The sequence below is a fragment of the Salipiger sp. PrR003 genome (genome assembly GCF_010500785.1).
Lineage (GTDB): Bacteria > Pseudomonadota > Alphaproteobacteria > Rhodobacterales > Rhodobacteraceae > Salipiger > Salipiger pacificus_A.
On sequence record NZ_JAAGOV010000120.1, the window covers coordinates 83,523 to 98,444 of the forward strand.

16 protein-coding genes are annotated in these 14,922 nt (G+C 67.2%); 10 read left to right on the forward strand and 6 right to left on the reverse strand.

What is annotated here, in order from left to right:
- Positions 1 to 31 precede the first annotated feature (31 nt).
- The 3 genes from G0D83_RS31160 to G0D83_RS31170 are packed head-to-tail and all read right to left on the reverse strand — an operon-like array spanning position 32 to position 4,703.
- Complete coding sequence (locus G0D83_RS31160) at positions 32 to 2,830, reverse strand: DUF4159 domain-containing protein (RefSeq protein WP_164198588.1); 2,799 nt, start codon at positions 2,828 to 2,830, stop codon at positions 32 to 34.
- Positions 2,827 to 3,705 (reverse strand): DUF58 domain-containing protein, encoded by an 879-nt coding sequence (locus tag G0D83_RS31165; RefSeq protein WP_164198589.1) that lies wholly within the window; start codon positions 3,703 to 3,705, stop codon positions 2,827 to 2,829. The genes G0D83_RS31160 and G0D83_RS31165 overlap by 4 nt, the downstream gene beginning before the upstream one ends.
- Positions 3,702 to 4,703: a MoxR family ATPase gene (locus tag G0D83_RS31170; RefSeq protein ID WP_164198590.1), complete on the reverse strand. Its 1,002-nt coding sequence runs from the start codon at positions 4,701 to 4,703 to the stop codon at positions 3,702 to 3,704. The genes G0D83_RS31165 and G0D83_RS31170 overlap by 4 nt, the downstream gene beginning before the upstream one ends.
- Positions 4,704 to 4,761: 58 nt before the next feature.
- Here G0D83_RS31170 and G0D83_RS31175 point away from each other — a divergent pair, with 58 nt between their 5' ends.
- Positions 4,762 to 5,364 (forward strand): DUF1285 domain-containing protein, encoded by a 603-nt coding sequence (locus G0D83_RS31175; protein WP_235958233.1) that lies wholly within the window; start codon positions 4,762 to 4,764, stop codon positions 5,362 to 5,364.
- Positions 5,365 to 5,367: 3 nt separating this feature from the next.
- Here G0D83_RS31175 and G0D83_RS31180 read toward each other — a convergent pair whose 3' ends face one another.
- Positions 5,368 to 6,123, reverse strand: a complete 756-nt coding sequence (locus G0D83_RS31180) for an SDR family oxidoreductase (RefSeq protein WP_164198591.1) — start codon at positions 6,121 to 6,123, stop codon at positions 5,368 to 5,370.
- A gap of 77 nt (positions 6,124 to 6,200) precedes the next feature.
- Here G0D83_RS31180 and G0D83_RS31185 point away from each other — a divergent pair, with 77 nt between their 5' ends.
- Positions 6,201 to 6,818 (forward strand): TetR/AcrR family transcriptional regulator, encoded by a 618-nt coding sequence (locus G0D83_RS31185; protein WP_164198592.1) that lies wholly within the window; start codon positions 6,201 to 6,203, stop codon positions 6,816 to 6,818.
- Positions 6,819 to 6,821: 3 nt separating this feature from the next.
- Here G0D83_RS31185 and G0D83_RS31190 read toward each other — a convergent pair whose 3' ends face one another.
- Positions 6,822 to 7,640 (reverse strand): sulfotransferase family protein, encoded by an 819-nt coding sequence (locus tag G0D83_RS31190; protein WP_164198593.1) that lies wholly within the window; start codon positions 7,638 to 7,640, stop codon positions 6,822 to 6,824.
- Positions 7,641 to 7,775: 135 nt separating this feature from the next.
- Between G0D83_RS31190 and G0D83_RS31195 the strand changes: the two genes are divergently transcribed.
- Both G0D83_RS31195 and G0D83_RS31200 read left to right on the forward strand, forming a co-directional pair.
- The gene (locus G0D83_RS31195) at positions 7,776 to 9,350 is read left to right on the forward strand and encodes a DUF5928 domain-containing protein (protein WP_164198594.1); all 1,575 of its coding nucleotides are present in this window, start codon (positions 7,776 to 7,778) and stop codon (positions 9,348 to 9,350) included.
- A gap of 8 nt (positions 9,351 to 9,358) precedes the next feature.
- On the forward strand, positions 9,359 to 9,727 hold the full coding sequence (locus tag G0D83_RS31200) for a histidine triad nucleotide-binding protein (protein ID WP_108967399.1): 369 nt from the start codon (positions 9,359 to 9,361) through the stop codon (positions 9,725 to 9,727).
- Positions 9,728 to 9,851: 124 nt separating this feature from the next.
- Here G0D83_RS31200 and G0D83_RS31205 read toward each other — a convergent pair whose 3' ends face one another.
- Positions 9,852 to 10,778, reverse strand: coding sequence for an ABC transporter ATP-binding protein (locus tag G0D83_RS31205; protein ID WP_164198595.1), 927 nt, complete (start codon positions 10,776 to 10,778; stop codon positions 9,852 to 9,854).
- Between the two features lie 74 nt (positions 10,779 to 10,852).
- Between G0D83_RS31205 and G0D83_RS31210 the strand changes: the two genes are divergently transcribed.
- From G0D83_RS31210 to G0D83_RS31235, 6 genes are all read left to right on the forward strand, one after another.
- Entirely contained in the window at positions 10,853 to 11,032 is a 180-nt protein-coding gene (locus G0D83_RS31210) for a zinc-finger domain-containing protein (RefSeq protein ID WP_108967395.1), read from the forward strand.
- A 29-nt stretch (positions 11,033 to 11,061) separates the two neighbouring features.
- Complete coding sequence (locus G0D83_RS31215) at positions 11,062 to 11,988, forward strand: AEC family transporter (RefSeq protein ID WP_164198596.1); 927 nt, start codon at positions 11,062 to 11,064, stop codon at positions 11,986 to 11,988.
- An 87-nt stretch (positions 11,989 to 12,075) separates the two neighbouring features.
- Positions 12,076 to 12,906: an S-formylglutathione hydrolase gene (fghA, locus tag G0D83_RS31220; protein WP_164198597.1), complete on the forward strand. Its 831-nt coding sequence runs from the start codon at positions 12,076 to 12,078 to the stop codon at positions 12,904 to 12,906.
- Positions 12,903 to 13,352, forward strand: coding sequence for a YaiI/YqxD family protein (locus G0D83_RS31225; protein WP_164198598.1), 450 nt, complete (start codon positions 12,903 to 12,905; stop codon positions 13,350 to 13,352). Before fghA ends, G0D83_RS31225 begins: the two co-directional genes overlap by 4 nt.
- A gap of 3 nt (positions 13,353 to 13,355) precedes the next feature.
- Positions 13,356 to 13,976 carry an HAD family phosphatase gene (locus G0D83_RS31230; protein WP_108967388.1) on the forward strand — a complete coding sequence of 207 codons (621 nt, stop codon included), beginning with the start codon at positions 13,356 to 13,358 and terminating at the stop codon, positions 13,974 to 13,976.
- Entirely contained in the window at positions 13,973 to 14,914 is a 942-nt protein-coding gene (locus G0D83_RS31235) for an alpha/beta fold hydrolase (protein ID WP_164198599.1), read from the forward strand. The genes G0D83_RS31230 and G0D83_RS31235 overlap by 4 nt, the downstream gene beginning before the upstream one ends.
- Positions 14,915 to 14,922 lie beyond the last annotated feature (8 nt).

The window sequence follows — 14,922 nt, forward strand, 5'->3', positions numbered from 1 at the left end:
GTCGTTGTCGTGCCGGGTCTTGTGCCGCCGGTCATTGGCCGAGCCTGTCGAGCAGCGCGGGCACGTGGACCTGGTCGGATTTGTAGTTGCCGGTCAGCACGTGCATCACCAGGTTGACCCCGAAGCGGTAGGCGATCTCGCGCTGGCGCTCGCCGGCAAAGCCCGAGCCGATGCGCACCTGCGGGTTGCCGCGGTTGTCCACCGCCCAGGCTCCGGCCCAGTCATTGCCACCGATCACCACCGGAGTGACATTGTCGTTGAGGTTGCGGAAGGGCATGCCCTCGACCAGTTCGGCGTCGGGCGGGGCAGCCTCGACCCAGACGTCGCGGCTTGTGTATCGTCCGGGGAAATCCTGCAGCAGGTAGAAGGTGCGGGTGAGCACGTGGTCCTGCGGCAGCGGCTCCAGCGGCGGGATGTCGAGCGGGGCTGCCAGCTCGCGCAGCTTGCGGCCCTCGGGCGAGGCGGCGCCGAACCCCGCCACATCGGCATCGCGGGTGTCGAAGAGGATCATTCCGCCCGAGCGCAGGTACTCGTTGAGCTTGGCATAGGCGGCGGGTGAGGGGGTCGGCTGCGACGGGGTGATCGGCCAGTAGAGCAAGGGGAAAAAGGCCAGCTCGTCGCTTTCGAGGTTCACCGCCATCGGCTCGGCGGGTTCGACAGAGGTGCGATAATAGAGTGTTTCCGACAGACCGCGCAGGCCGTTCTGGGCCAAATCGTCGAGCTGCGCGTCGCCGGTGACCACATGCGCGAGGGTGACCTCGGCGGTGGCGGCCTCGGCAAAGGCGTCTGTTTCGGTCGGGGGTGTGGAGGATTCGCCCTGCGCCTGGGCCGTACCGGGGGCGGCGAGCGGGCCGAGCGCCAGGGCCAGTAGCACGGCGGCCGCGCTGGGGCGTGCGCCGCGCAGCCGGCCCGAGAGTGCCAGCGAGGCGATCACATCTGCCAGAAGCAGCGCAATGGCGAGCGCCAGAAGCCAGCCGGCGAGCGGCGTTTCCTGCGGGCGGGTCAGACCCTCGACCGGAACGGTGTCGGGCCATGTGGCGGGCTGCAACACCCGGTCCGCGGTCACCACGTTCCGCGCAAGACTGCGTTCCTCGCCCTGGTAGAGGCCGGGCCGCAGCTCTGGGCCAAGATCGGCGGTCAGCAACGCCTCGCCGGGCACGCCAGGCAGGGTGCCGGCATCGACCACCGCGCCGAAGCCATCGAGCACGCGGATCGGTCGCCAGATGGTGCCGGCAAGCTCCTCGGGTTCGGGGGCGGCAGGCATGGCCGAGATTGCCAGCCGCTCAAGCATCTGCACGAAGAGCCCCGAGAGCGGCAGGCTCGACCATTCGGCGTTGGCGGTGACGTGGAACAGCACGACCTGCCCCTGGCCAACCCGTTTGCGGGTGACCAGCGGCGTGCCGTCGCTGAGTTGGGCGATGACCCGGTCGGCGAGCGTGGGGTCGGGCTGAGCCATGATCTGGCTGGTCACGGTGACGTCCTCGGGGACGGCCAGACCTTCGAAGGGGCTGCCGGCGGGGAAGGGCGCAAGGGATTTCGGCTCGCCCCAACTCATGGCGCCGCCGACCGAGCGGCCACCGGCACGCAGGCGCACCGGCATCAGCGGGTCCTCGCGGTCGCGCGAGACATCGGACGCGGCAAGCCGCGGCCCGGCGAAGCGCAGCAGCGTGCCGCCCTTTTCGAGCCAGGCGGCCACGCCCTCTTGCTCTTTGGGGCCGAGTGTCGCCACATCGGCCAGCACGATGACATCGGGGTTCGCGGGCAGCACCTCGGTCAGCGCGCCGTCCAGAAGATCGACATCCTCTTCCAAAGCCTTGTGAAGGTAGTAGAGCGGCGAGAGCAGCTCGAGTCCCTCCCGGTTCTCGTTCCCGGCGATCAACGCGACCTCGCGGCGGCGCAGGCTGTCGTCGGGCAGGCTGACCGCCCCGGCGCTGCGGGCGCCGTCGATCTCGAAACGGGTGATGCGGGCGCGCAGCTCGGCGGGCAGCGAGAGGTCCAGCGCGCCCTCCGCCGCGCCCTCGGCAAAGGTCAGCGGCGCGCGGACCAGCACGGTGGGGTTGCCCGCCGGATCGAGCCCGTGCGCGGCGATCGAGATCTCGCGTTCGGCCCCGGCATGCAGGCGACGGGCGGTCAACTGCACGTGGCCGTCCGCGAAGGCGGGCGGCAGCAGGGCGGTGAGGTTCCGCGGGCTTTCGAAGACGGTGACCTGCCCGTGATCCATGAGCGCGTTGAGCAGCGGATCGCGGCTGTCGCGGGCAAGCCCGTCGGACATCCAGTAGCTGTCAAAATCGCCTGCGGGCAACATCGACAGGGCGCGGGTCACATCGGCCTCGCCCGGCTCCCAGGGCTCAGGTTGCAACCCGCTGAGGCGGGCGCGCAGCACGGCGGCCTGCTGGAACTGGGGTACCTCGGGTTCGGTCAGCCGCAGCACGGCGACCGGGCGCGCCTCGCGCTCGGCACGGGAGAGCAGCGCATCGAGCGCCACCTGCCGCGCGCGCCAGTCCGCGGCAGAGGACCAGCTTGCATCCATCACCACCAAGAGCGGGCCTGTGCCGGCGGCCTCTGCCTCGTCTTCGGGATTGAGGATCGGACCGGCAAGGCCGATGATGACCGCGGCCACCGCCAGCAGGCGCAACAGCAGCAGCCACCAGGGCGTGCGGTCGGTGACCTGGTCGTCGTCCTTGAGGCCCAGCAGCAGCACCACGCCGGGAAACAGCCGACGGATCGGCGCCGGGGGCACGGCGCGCAGGATCACCCAGAGCACCGGCAACGCCAGCAATCCAAGCAGCAGCCAGGGGGCGGTGAAGCCCAGGGGGCCGAGAACCGTCATCCGTGCCCTCCGTCCATCGCGCGGTAGACCCAGAGCAAGGCGTTCTGCGCGCTGTCATTGGTATGATGGCACAGAAATTGCCAACCCGTTAACCGAGAGAGGTGGCCAAGCCGCGCTTTTCGCTCGGCAAGGCGTTCGAGATAGCGTTCGCGCAGGTCGCCCGCCTTCAGCGTCTCATGCGCCAAGGTCTTGCCGACGCTCTCGAAAATCGTGCGGCCCTTGAAGGGGAAACTCTCTTCCGAAGGGTCAAGAACCTGGAGCAGAACCCCGCGCACGCCGCGGTCGGCGGCCTTGGTCAGCGCGGCTTCCATGGGGGCGATATCGCCGAGGAAATCCGACACGAACATGGCCCGCGCGTGGGGGATCATGCCGCGCGCCTCGGGCGCGGAGTAGTCCTCGTCGTCATCCTTGGTCAGCGCTTCGGCGAGCCGCAAGATCTGAATGTCGCCGTTGCGCGGCGGCAGCGACCAGCCGGTGAAGCCCACCCGCTCGCCGCCACGGATCAGCAGGATCGAGGCGGCCAGCGCGACCAGCCGCGCGCGGTCGCCCTTGGTCGGCAAGTCCTTGTGCGAGGAGAAGCGCATCGAGGCACCGCTATCGACCCAGAGCTGCACGCTCTGTGCAATCTGCCATTCACGCTCGCGCACGTATTGGTCGTCGCCGCGGCCGGAGCGCCGCCAGTCGATCGAGCGGTAGGTGTCGCCCGGGCGCAGCGGGCGGTATTGCCAGAAGTCGTCGCCGAGCCCCGAGCGTCGCCGCCCGTGCTCGCCCAAGAGGACGGTGCCCGCAAGCTGTTCGGCGCGGGCCAGCAGGGCCGGAAAACGGGTGGCTTCTTCCTGCGCGCTCTTGCGGAGCTGGGCGACAGGGCTGATCAAGCGGCCGCCTCGGAGGGTTCGAGCGCGCCGCAGACCTCGTCGATGATGCTGCCCAGATCCTCACCGCGGGCGCGGGCCGAGAAGGTCAGCGCCATGCGGTGCACCAGCACCGGGCGGGCCATGTCCATCACGTCCTCGGGAGAGGGGGCGAGCCGGCCCTGCAGCAGGGCGCGGGCGCGCACGGTCAGCATCAGCGCCTGGGCGGCGCGCGGGCCGGGACCCCAGGCGACGGTGTCGCGCACACGCGCGGAAGAGGAGGGATCCGCAGGGCGGAAAGCGCGCACCAGATCGAGGATCATCTCGACCACCGCGTCGCCCACGGGCATGCGGCGCAGCAGGTGCTGCGCGGCCATCAGCGTGGCAGGATCGAAGACCTGATGCGCCTGTGCCTCCTCGGTGCCTGTGGTGGCCAGCAGGATGTCCTTTTCCGTCTTGCGATCGGGGTAGGCGACATCGATCTGCACGAGGAAGCGGTCGAGCTGCGCCTCGGGCAGCGGGTAGGTGCCCTCCTGCTCGATCGGGTTCTGCGTGGCCAGCACGTGGAACGGCAGCTCGAGCGTGCGGGTCTCGCCGCCAATGGTCACCGATTTCTCCTGCATCGCCTGCAGAAGTGCCGACTGGGTGCGGGGCGAGGCGCGGTTGATCTCGTCGGCCATCAAGAGCTGGCAGAAGATCGGGCCGGGCAGGAACTTGAAGGCGCGGCTGCCGTCGGTGGCGGTTTCCAGCACCTCGGAGCCGAGGATGTCGGCGGGCATCAGGTCGGGGGTGAACTGCACGCGGTTGCCGTTCAGGCCCATGACCGTCGACAGCGTCTCGACCAGCCGGGTCTTGCCGAGACCGGGCAGACCGATGAGCAGCGCATGGCCCCCGCAGAGCAGGGCGGCTAGGGTCAGGTCGACGACCCGTTCCTGCCCGATGAAGCGCCGGGTGATCGCCGACTTGGCTTCGGCGAGCTTTTCTTCCAGCGCCTCGATCTCGGCGACCAGGTCTTCGGACATGGGGGAGACTCCCTTGCGTAAATCCTTTACCGAAGCGAGTGTATCGCGGGGGGGAAAAATGGCAAAAGCAATGCGCACACAAAATTACGTGACACCCTCGGCTGATGGCATAGCTGCTGCAGCACGCGCCGCTTCGGGGCGGGGCCTGCCGCCGGTCGAGCGCTGGAAACCGCCCTTCTGCGGCGATCTGGACATGCGGATCGCCCGCGACGGCACGTGGTTCTACCTCGGGACTCCCATCGGCAGGTTCGAGCTGGTGAAACTGTTCTCGTCGATCTTGAGAAAAGACGGCGAGAAATACTTCCTCGTGACGCCGGTCGAGATGGTCGGAATCACCGTCGAGGACGCGCCCTTCGTCGCCATCGACTTCGAAGCGGAAGGGGCGGGCGAGTCGCAGGTGCTGACCTTCCAGACCCATGTCGGCGATTTCGCCGTCGCGGGACCGGACCACCCGATCCGCGTGGTGCGCGATGCCGAGACCGGCGAGCCTGCGCCCTACGTCCTTGTGCGGCGCAATCTCGAGGCGCTGATCGACCGCAAGAGCTTCTACCGGTTGGTCGAACTGGGCGTGCATCACGAGCATGACGGGGCCCGCTGGTTCGGGCTGTGGTCGTCGGGACAGTTTTTCCCGATGATCCCCTCGGAGGAGCTTGAGGCCTGAGCTTTAGGCCTCGATCCGGCGCATGATGAGGTGGCCGAGCGCGGGCGACAGCCGCATGACCTTGCGCAGCAGCCGGGTCTTGCCGATCCAGATTTCCGGCCTTCCGGCCTCGGCGCCGGCGAGGATGGCCGCGGCGGCCTCGGGGGCTGCCATCTTGCGCTCGGCCCGGCCGCGCGAGAGCGACGTGTTCACCGCCGGCAGCAGCGCCTCGCAGATGCCGATCCGCAGTTCGGCGTCCTCGGCTTGGTAGCGCAGGCTGCGGGTGAAGCTGCGCATCCCGGCCTTGGTGGCGCAGTAGATCGGCGCATCGGTCTTGGGCGCGACCGCCAGCCCCGATGTGACATTGACGATCCGCGCCCCGGACCGTGCGGCGAGCCTGGGAAGAAGCGCCGTGGCGATCTGCATGGGGGCGATCAGGTTGATCCGCACTTCCTCCTCGATCCCGGCGTCGTGGTTCCCGCCATCGGCGAGCAGCGGGTAGCTCATCACTGCCGCATTGTTGATCAGCACCGAGCAGTCTGGGTGCACGTCGGCCACCCAATTGACCACGCCGCGCGGAATTTCGGGATCGCCGAGGTCGGCCTCGAGCCCGTCGAATCGCGATCCGAGCCGCCGGGTCATCCCGTCCAGGGCGGCGACGTTGCGGGCGACGCCAAGCACGGTCGCGCCCTCGGCCACGAGTTGCTCGGCCATGGCGCGCCCGATGCCGCGCGTCGCGCCGGTCAGCAGCACCTTTCGGCCAGTCCAATATCCGGTCATGACGAAGTCCTTGTCTGCTCTCCCAGGTCCCCGCTAGAATGTGAGTATTCCCTCAGGTTTCCTACTCGCATTCCCCCATGGCAAGAATCGTCGCGCTAACCCCCCGGAAAACACCGCGCCAAGGCCGTTCGCGCGCCTCGGTCGAGGCGATGCTCACGGCCGCGGCTCAGATTCTCGAAGTCAGGGGAATCGCGGCGCTCACCACGAATGGCGTGGCCGAGCGGGCTGGGGTGAGCATTGGCACACTCTACCAGTATTTTCCGAACAAGGAGACGATCCTGGCCGAGCTGGTGCGGCGCCAGAAGATGCAGTTCTTCGAGGACATGTTTGGCGCTGTCCAAGCCGCGAAGGCGATGGATCTGCGTCGCGCCACCGAGACGGTGCTGCAAGCCTCGATCCAGCACCATGCGCGTGCGCCGGAGCTGTCGCGCGAGCTGGAGAAGCTCGAGGACATGCTCGACGTCGACGAAGAGGACATCTGCGCCGGCGGCGGACTGGTGGACAGGCAGATTGTGGAACTGCTCGAGAGCTTCGGCATCGCGCAGCCCGAGACAGCGGCGCGCGATCTCTCGGCGCTCTGCCGGGGCATGGTGCACGCGGCGCTGGCGGATGGCGAGTGCGACCTCGCCGCCATCGAAGCCCGACTGCGCCCGGCGGTCTTCGGATATCTGGGACTGGCGCCAGAGGGGGCCTGACGCTCAGTCGCCGAGCTTGGCGTGCACCTCGTCGAGGTCGATCTCGCCGATCGGCATCTTGTTTCCCGGGTTCTCGACATCGTAGCGGAAGAGATCGAAGTCGCGCTTGTAGATCTCGTAAACCAGATGCATCGACAGATCGTCGAAATAGTCCTCGACCGGGTGCGCACGCTTCGGCCCGTGGGCCTCGGATTCATTGAAGCGGGGGATGGCCTTCAGGTCTACGGGGTGCCGGGTCTGCACCTTGTCCAGCACGCTCTGCATGCCTTCGTCGAATTTCTCGGTCCAGAAGATGCTGTCATACCGCCCTCCGCCCGCGATGAAGGTCGAGACATGGCCCGAGACCGCCGACCAGTGGATGTCGGGGTCCATCGGGCGGCGCCAGCGGATGGTGTCGCGGGCAAACAGCAAGAAGCGGCGGAAGGAACGGATCTGGTCGAACTCCTCCTTGCCGTCCGGCCCGCCGACCTCGATCCCGTATTTTTGCACCAGCATCGGCACGAGGTTGCCGCGGTAGCGGTTGCCGTTGCGCTGGATGCCGCAGATCTTGTCGAAGAAGCTCGACAGGATGCGGCTGTAGGGGTTGCGCACGGCGGTGAAGGCATAGGTGCCACGGGTCTTCACGTTCGCGCGGATCGGGTTCTGGCTTTCCTCGCGGGCCCACTTGTGCAGGCCTTGCGTCGCGTCATGGATGTCGCCGTCGTAGAAGCTGCCGTGGTCGGCGTAGTACATGATCTGGCCGATGGTCGAGCAGGCGCATTTCGGCACCACCCGGTAGACCATGCTTTCGCTTTCGGTCATCCATGTGCCCGGAAATCCCATGCCGCCCGCTCCTCGTACTGCCCGGCTTGTCGCGGGCTCCCTCTGCATGCAAAAAAGCAAAAGACATCGGCCTGTACAATGTCTTCGCCCGGGTAAAGGTGAAGAAGCGGGCGAAAATTGGGCGGACCTCATCCTGTGGCGAAGATTGCCTTCATATTGCTGTGCCACAAGGATCCCGAGGCGATCATCAAGCAGGCGCAGAGCCTGACCGCCGTCGGCGACTGCATGGCCATCCACTTTGATGCCAGCGCGCCTCAGGCCGAGTACGACCGCATCCGCACCGCGCTTGAGGGCAACCCCAACGTGACTTTTGCGCGGCGGGTGAAATGCGGCTGGGGCGCCTGGTCGCTGGTGCAGGCGACGCTGAACGCGGTGGCGGCGGCGCTCGACCAGTTTCCGCGCGCGACGCATTTTTACATGCTCTCGGGCGACTGCATGGCGATCAAGTCGGCCGAATACGCCGACGAGATGCTCGACACGCGCGAGGCAGACTACATTGAGAGCGTCGATTTCTTCACCTCCGGCTGGATCAAGACCGGCTGGAAGGAAGAGCGGCTGATCTACCGCCACCTGTTCAACGAACGCACCCAGAAGCGGCGCTTCTACGCCATGTTCGAGGTGCAGAAGCGGCTGGGACTGAAGCGGAAGATACCCGCTGATCTTGACGTGATGATCGGCTCGCAATGGTGGTGCCTGCGGCGGCGCACGCTCGAGGCGATCCTGCAGTTCATCGCAGGCCGGCCCGATGTGGTGCGCTTCTTCCGCGGCACCTGGATTCCTGACGAGACCTTCTTCCAGACGCTGGTGCGCCACCTCGTGCCCGAGTCCGAGATCGAAAACCGCACGCTGACCTTCCTGATGTTCTCGGACTACGGGATGCCGGTCACCTTCTACAATGACCACTATGACCTGTTGCTGGCGCAGGATTACCTTTTTGCCCGCAAGATAAGCCCCGGCGCGCTCGACCTGAAGCGGCGGCTCGCGGTGCTCTATTCCTCGGAGCGGGTGACGTTCCAGATCTCGGGAGAGGGGCGCGCGCTCTATCGCTTTCTGACCGAGAAGGGCCGGGATGGCCGCCGCTTCGCGCCGCGTTTCTGGGAGACCGAAAGCTCGCTCGGGCGCGAGCGCGAGCTTCTGATCGTGGTCAGCAAGAAATGGCACGTGGCCAAGCGGCTGATCGGGCGCATCCGCGAGGCGACCGGGCTGCCCTGCATCGACTACCTGTTCAACGAGGAGAGCTGCGTGCTGCCCGACCTCGGCGGCATCCAGTCCACCATGGACAAGCGCCACCGCCACCGCCGCGCCCTGATGCGCATGCTCTACGACTACTACGGTTGCGACCGGCTGGTGATCTGCCTCGATCCCGGCAACCTCGACTTGATCGAGGATTTCTGCCGCGACCGCGCCAGCACCCGCCTGCTGCAGATCGACTGCGCCTTCTCGGACGCATTCCTCGCCGGTCACGCCACCCGGATCGGACTGGCAGGCGAGCGCACCTCCGAGTCCGCCTTGGCGCGGCTCGTGCCGACGATCCGCAACGATATTTTGCACGAGAGCGACGCGCTGCGGGACGCGCAGCTGCCAGACCACTTCCACCTGCGAGAGCTTGACCCGTTCGAGGCGCAGGTGCAGGCGCTTGCGCAGTTCCTTTCGATCCCCGCCGAGCGTGCGCGGGAGATCGTTTCCGACGACCAACTCTATTCCGATTGAGGGTTCCCATGGCCTACAGCTACGACGACCAGAACATTTTCGCGAAAATCCTGCGGGGCGAGATCCCCAACGACACCGTGCTCGAGACCGAGCACAGCCTTGCCTTCCGCGACATCCGCCCGCAGGCGCCAGTGCACGTGCTGGTGATCCCCAAGGGCGCCTACGTCTGCTACGACCATTTCGCGCAGACCGCTTCGGACGCCGAGATCCTCGACTACACCCGCGCCATCGGCAAGGTCTGCGAGATGGAAGGCGTGGCGGCGAACGGCTTCCGGCTGATCTCCAACGCCGGCGAGGAAGGCGTGCAGGAGGTGCCGCATCTGCACGTGCATATCCTTGCCGGTCGGCCGCTGGGAAGGATGCTCGAGCGCGCCTGAGCCATAGCGCCGCCGCGCGGGCTCTGTCGGCATGTTTTTAAAGAGAAGACGGCAAGGGCGCGGCGCTCTTGCCGGAGCTTTGCAGAGAGGGCGGCGCCGGGGTCCGGCGGCGCCCTTTTTCTGGTCACACGGCGGGCCGGCTGCGGGTCAGATCGAGGAAAACATCCTCGAGGTCGGCCTGCTCGGTGCGCACGTCGCGCAGGCGGATGCCGCGTTCGCGCATCAGCTCCAGCACGTCCTCGGCCGAGGTCTCGCGGGCGTGGTAGCTCAGCGCGATCAGCCCGCCCTCGCGGCGCTCGGCCTTGATGCCGGGGGCCTCGGGCAGTTCCTCGGGCATGCTCTCGGGGGTGATCACCATGGTCTTGGCGTCGATATTGCCAAGCAGGTTCGCCGTGCTGTCGCGCGCCGCCACCTCGCCGTGGTTGATGATCGCGATCTCGTCGCACATCTCTTCGGCCTCTTCGAGGTAGTGGGTGGTGAGGATGATGGTCATGCCGCGTTCGCGGTTGAGCCTCCGCACGTTGCGCCAGAGCATCTGCCGCAGCTCGATGTCGACCCCCGCGGTGGGCTCGTCGAGTACGAGGATATGCGGGTGATGCACCAACGCCTTGCCCAGCAGCAGCCGGCGGCGCATGCCGCCCGAAAGGGTACGGGCATAGGCCTCGGCCTTGTCCTCGAGCCCGACCAGTTCGAGGATCTCGTCGGTGCGGCGGTCGCGCTTGGGCACACCGTAGAGCCCGGCCTGCACCTCGAGCGCGCCGCGCGGCGAGAAGAAGGGATCGAGGTTCAGCTCCTGCGGCATGACCCCGATCGAGGCCCGGGACTGGCGCGGGTTGCGGTCCTGGTCCCAGCCCCAGATCGACACCTTGCCGGCGCTCTTCACCACCAGCCCGGCGAGAATGTTGATCAGCGTCGACTTGCCCGCGCCGTTGGGCCCGAGCAGCCCGAAGATCGAGCCCCGGGGCACAGTTAGGTCGATACCCTTCAGCGCCTGCTTGCCGCCTGCGTAGGTCTTGCGCAGCCCCTCGATGCGGATCGCGTCATCACTCATGCCGAGCCTTGCTCCCGTGCCTTACTTGTCTCATAACGCAGGTAGTGCAAAGCCAGTGAAAAGGGAACCGGAGCATGGCCACCGAGGCGCCCGAGACCAAAATCGTCGACAGCTACCGCATCGCCTGTGACGGCGGTGAGGGGGCACTTGGCCACCCGCGCGTCTGGCTTTCCCTGCCGCATGAGACCGGCGTCGTCGAATGCCCCTATTGCGACGCGCGCTACGTGCACAAGGATTTCGAGGACAAGGTCTGAGCGCCTCCGAGGCCCTCTGACCCCGGTTCATGCTCGCCGTCTTCCTCAAGGTTCTGCCCTTCTTCGCGCTGATCGGCCTCGGCTACGGGGCCGCGCGGATCAGGTTCTTTTCCGAGCAGTCGGTGGCGGCGATCACCCGCTTCGTCTTCTACTTCGCCCTCTCGGCGATGCTCTTCCGCTTTTCCGCCACGCTGTCGATCTCCGAGATCTTCGACCCGCGCGTGGCCTCGGCCTATCTCTTCGGCACGGCGGCGGCCTACGCCGTGGCGACCGTGGTAGGCCTCATCCGGCGGCAGGATGTGCAGACCACCGCCATCGAGGCGCAATGCGCGGCCATCGGCAACACCGGCTTTCTCGGCGTGCCGATGCTGGCCGTGCTGCTGGGGCAGGCGGCGGTGGGGCCGATCATCCTGATGCTGTCGATCGATCTCATCGTCTTCTCGACGCTGCTGGTCATCCTCGTGACCGGTGCCCGTGAAGGGCGCCTCACGCCTGCCACGCTGAAGCGCGTCGGGCTCGGGCTGGTGCAGAACCCGATGATCGTCTCGATCGCGGCGGGGCTTTGCGTCTCGGGCTCGGGGATCGGGCTGCCCGCGCCGGTCGCCGAGTTCCTGTCGATCCTGGGCAATGCGGCGACGCCCGGCGCGCTTTTCGCCATCGGCGCCTCGCTGGCCTCGAAGAGCGCCGAGCGGCTGGCGGTGGCGGGCTGGCTGAGTTTCTGCAAGCTGGTGCTGCATCCGGCCTTTGTCGCCCTCGGCGCCTTCTTCGTCTTCCCCGTGACCAGCTACCAGGCGGCGGTGATGGTCTCGGCCGCGGCGCTGCCGGTGGCGGGCAACGTCTTCATCTTGGCGCAGCATTACGGCATCGCGCCGCAGCGGGTCTCGGCCGCGATCCTGATCTCGACAGTCGTGAGCATCGTCACTGTCAGCGCGGTGATCGCCTGGGTCCAGCCCTGAGCGTCGGCCCCGTCTTTCCCTTGCGCGGCGCCACCTCGGCGGGGTAGCCCTTGGCCGAACCGGAACCGGCGCAAACAGGAGTGCCCCATGGAAATCAAATCCGAAAACCGCTGCTTCGGCGGCGTGCAGGGCGTCTACAGCCACGCCTCCGAGGCCTGTGGCTGCGACATGACCTTCGGGCTGTTCCTGCCCGAGCTGGCCAAGGATATGGAGGTGCCGGTGCTGTGGTACCTCTCGGGGCTCACATGCACTCATGAAAACGCCATGACCAAGGCCGGGGCGCAGGCGTGGGCCGCCGAGGCGGGCGTGGCGCTGGTCTTCCCCGACACCTCCCCGCGCGGCGAGGGCGTGGCGGATGACGAGGCCTATGACCTCGGCAAGGGCGCGGGCTTCTACGTCAACGCGACCGAAGAGCCCTGGGCCCCGCATTTCCGCATGTGGGACTATGTGGCCGAGGAACTGCCCGCGCTGATCGGGCAGGAGTTCTCGCTCGACATGGAGCGCCAAGCGATCACCGGCCACTCGATGGGCGGCCATGGCGCGCTCACGCTGGCGATGTCGCTGCCGGGCCGCTTCCGTTCGGTCTCGGCCTTCGCGCCCATCACCAACCCGACGCAGAGCGACTGGGGCCGCAAGCAGCTCGGCGCCTACCTCGGCGCGGATGAAACCAAGTGGGCGGCACATGACTCCACGCTGCTGATGCGCGAGAAGGGCTTCGACGGCCCGGTGCTGATCGACCAGGGCGGCAACGACCAGTTCCTGCACCTCCTGAAGCCCGAGGCGCTGGCCGAGGCGATGGCGGCGAAGCGGCAGGCGGGCAGCTTCCGCACCCAGCCGGGCTACGACCACAGCTACTTCTTCGTCTCGACCTTCATGGAAGAGCATATCGCCTTCCACGCCGAGGCGCTTTACGCGTGACGCTCTACATCGACGCCGACGCCTGCCCGGTCAAGGAGGAGGCGGAGCGCGTGGCGAGCCGCCACCGCCTGCGGATGGTGCTGGTGTCGAACGGCGGGTTGCGCCCCTCGCGCAATCCGCTGGTCGAGGTGGTGACCGTCGCCGCCGGGCCCGACGAAGCGGACATGTGGATCGCCGAGCGGGCGGGCAAGGGCGACGTGGTGGTGACCAGTGACATCCCGCTCGCGGCGCGCTGCATCGAGGGCGGCGCGCGGGTGCTGCGCCCGGACGGCGAGATCTTCACCCCCGGAAACATCGGCGCGCAATTGGCGATGCGCGACCTGATGCAAGATATCCGCGCTTCGGATCCTTTCTACCAGAGCGGGAAAGGCCGAAGCTTTACAAAGAATGACCGCTCCCGTTTCCTAAATGCTCTAGAGCGCGAGGTGCGCGCTGCAGGGGACTAGGAAATGACCATCGAAGCAGTTGTCTTCGACATCGGGAACGTGCTCATCGAGTGGCAGCCCGAGCGATACTTTGATCGCCTTCTGGGAGAGAGAAGCCGCCAAGCGCTCTTTGCCGAGGTCGATCTTCACGGGATGAACGAACGCGTCGATCAGGGAGAGGACTTTCACGACGAAGTCTACGCCTTGGCCGAGCGCTACCCGCATTGGCGGGACGCCATCCGACATTGGCACGATCATTGGATCGAGCTCGCAAGCCCGGAAATTCCGAAGTCGGTGGCGCTCTTGCGATCGCTGCGGGCGCGCGGCGTGCCGGTCTTCGCATTGAGCAACTTCGGGATCGGCACCTTCGCGGCCGCCGAGAAGAGCTATCCGTTCCTCAAGGAATTCGACCGCCGGTTCATCTCGGGCCACATGGGGGTGATCAAGCCCGATGCCGAGATCTACGTGCGGCTCGAGGCCGAGAGCGGGGTGGCGCCGGAGCGGCTGCTGTTCACCGATGACCGCGAAGACAATATCGCCGCCGCCGCCGCGCGCGGCTGGCAGGTACATCTGTTCGAAGGGCCGGAGGGCTGGGAACGCAGCCTGATCGCGCATGGGCTGCTGCCGGAGTGCGACGCCGCATGAGCTACCTGCTGGGCGCCATCGGGGTGGCGCTTCCGCTGCTCGCAGCGCTTCCGGGGATTGGGGAATTCCGCCGCCGGAAGCTCGACGACATCCGCCGTCTAGAGGCCCCCGGACAGTTTGTCCGGCTCTCGCATGGCGAAACCCATTACACCCTGCTCGGCCCGGAGGAGGGCGAGTTGGTGGTCTGCATCCATGGGCTCACTGCGCCCTCGGTCGTGTTCAAGGCGCTGGCCGGGCATCTTGGGGCAAGGGGCAAGAGGGTGCTGATCTACGATCTTTACGGGCGCGGCTATTCCGACCGGCCGAAAGCGCTGCAGACCCCGGGCTTCTTCGCGCGCCAGCTGGATGAGCTGCTTGGCGCGCTGAAGCTGCGGGGGCCGGTCGCGCTTCTGGGGTACTCCATGGGGGCCACTGTGGCGGTGCATTTCGCCGCCGACATGCCGGACCGGGTCTCGCGGCTGGTGCTTCTGGCGCCGGCGGGGATCGAGTCGGAACTCTCGCCGATCGTCGACTGGACGGCGCAGCACAGGGGCGTGGGGGACTGGCTGTTCCACATGGTCTTTCCCAAGGCGCACCGCCAGAACGTCTTCGAAAGCTCGGACTCGCGCTCCGAGGTGCCCGAGATCGACCGTCTGCACCTCGCGGAACTGGAGCGGCGCGGCTACGTGCGCTCGGTGCTCTCGAGCCTGCGAGGGTGCCTGCAGGTGCCTCAGGACGCGGAGCACCGGCGCATTGCCCGGCTCGGCCTCCCCGTATTGGCGATCTGGGGCGGGCAGGACCGGATGGTCCGCGCCGGCACCATGGAGCAGCTCTCTTCCTGGAATCCCGATGCCGAGCAGCGCCTGATCGAGGACGCCTGGCACGGCATCCCGCACACCCATGCCACCGAGGTGGCGCGGATGATCTGCTCGGACGAAGGCTTGCGCAGCTTCGCCTGAGGGCGGGC

Coding starts and splice junctions, on each gene's coding strand:
- G0D83_RS31160 (WP_164198588.1), bottom strand. CDS start 2,830: ATGACGGTTCTCGGCCCCCTGGGCTTCACCGCCCCCTGGCTGCTGCTT.
- G0D83_RS31210 (WP_108967395.1), top strand. CDS start 10,853: ATGGCCACCGAGGCGCCCGAGACCAAAATCGTCGACAGCTACCGCATC.
- G0D83_RS31235 (WP_164198599.1), top strand. CDS start 13,973: ATGAGCTACCTGCTGGGCGCCATCGGGGTGGCGCTTCCGCTGCTCGCA.
- fghA (WP_164198597.1), top strand. CDS start 12,076: ATGGAAATCAAATCCGAAAACCGCTGCTTCGGCGGCGTGCAGGGCGTC.
- G0D83_RS31175 (WP_235958233.1), top strand. CDS start 4,762: ATGGCAAAAGCAATGCGCACACAAAATTACGTGACACCCTCGGCTGAT.
- G0D83_RS31185 (WP_164198592.1), top strand. CDS start 6,201: ATGGCAAGAATCGTCGCGCTAACCCCCCGGAAAACACCGCGCCAAGGC.
- G0D83_RS31200 (WP_108967399.1), top strand. CDS start 9,359: ATGGCCTACAGCTACGACGACCAGAACATTTTCGCGAAAATCCTGCGG.
- G0D83_RS31215 (WP_164198596.1), top strand. CDS start 11,062: ATGCTCGCCGTCTTCCTCAAGGTTCTGCCCTTCTTCGCGCTGATCGGC.
- G0D83_RS31190 (WP_164198593.1), bottom strand. CDS start 7,640: ATGGGATTTCCGGGCACATGGATGACCGAAAGCGAAAGCATGGTCTAC.
- G0D83_RS31180 (WP_164198591.1), bottom strand. CDS start 6,123: ATGACCGGATATTGGACTGGCCGAAAGGTGCTGCTGACCGGCGCGACG.
- G0D83_RS31170 (WP_164198590.1), bottom strand. CDS start 4,703: ATGTCCGAAGACCTGGTCGCCGAGATCGAGGCGCTGGAAGAAAAGCTC.
- G0D83_RS31205 (WP_164198595.1), bottom strand. CDS start 10,778: ATGAGTGATGACGCGATCCGCATCGAGGGGCTGCGCAAGACCTACGCA.
- G0D83_RS31230 (WP_108967388.1), top strand. CDS start 13,356: ATGACCATCGAAGCAGTTGTCTTCGACATCGGGAACGTGCTCATCGAG.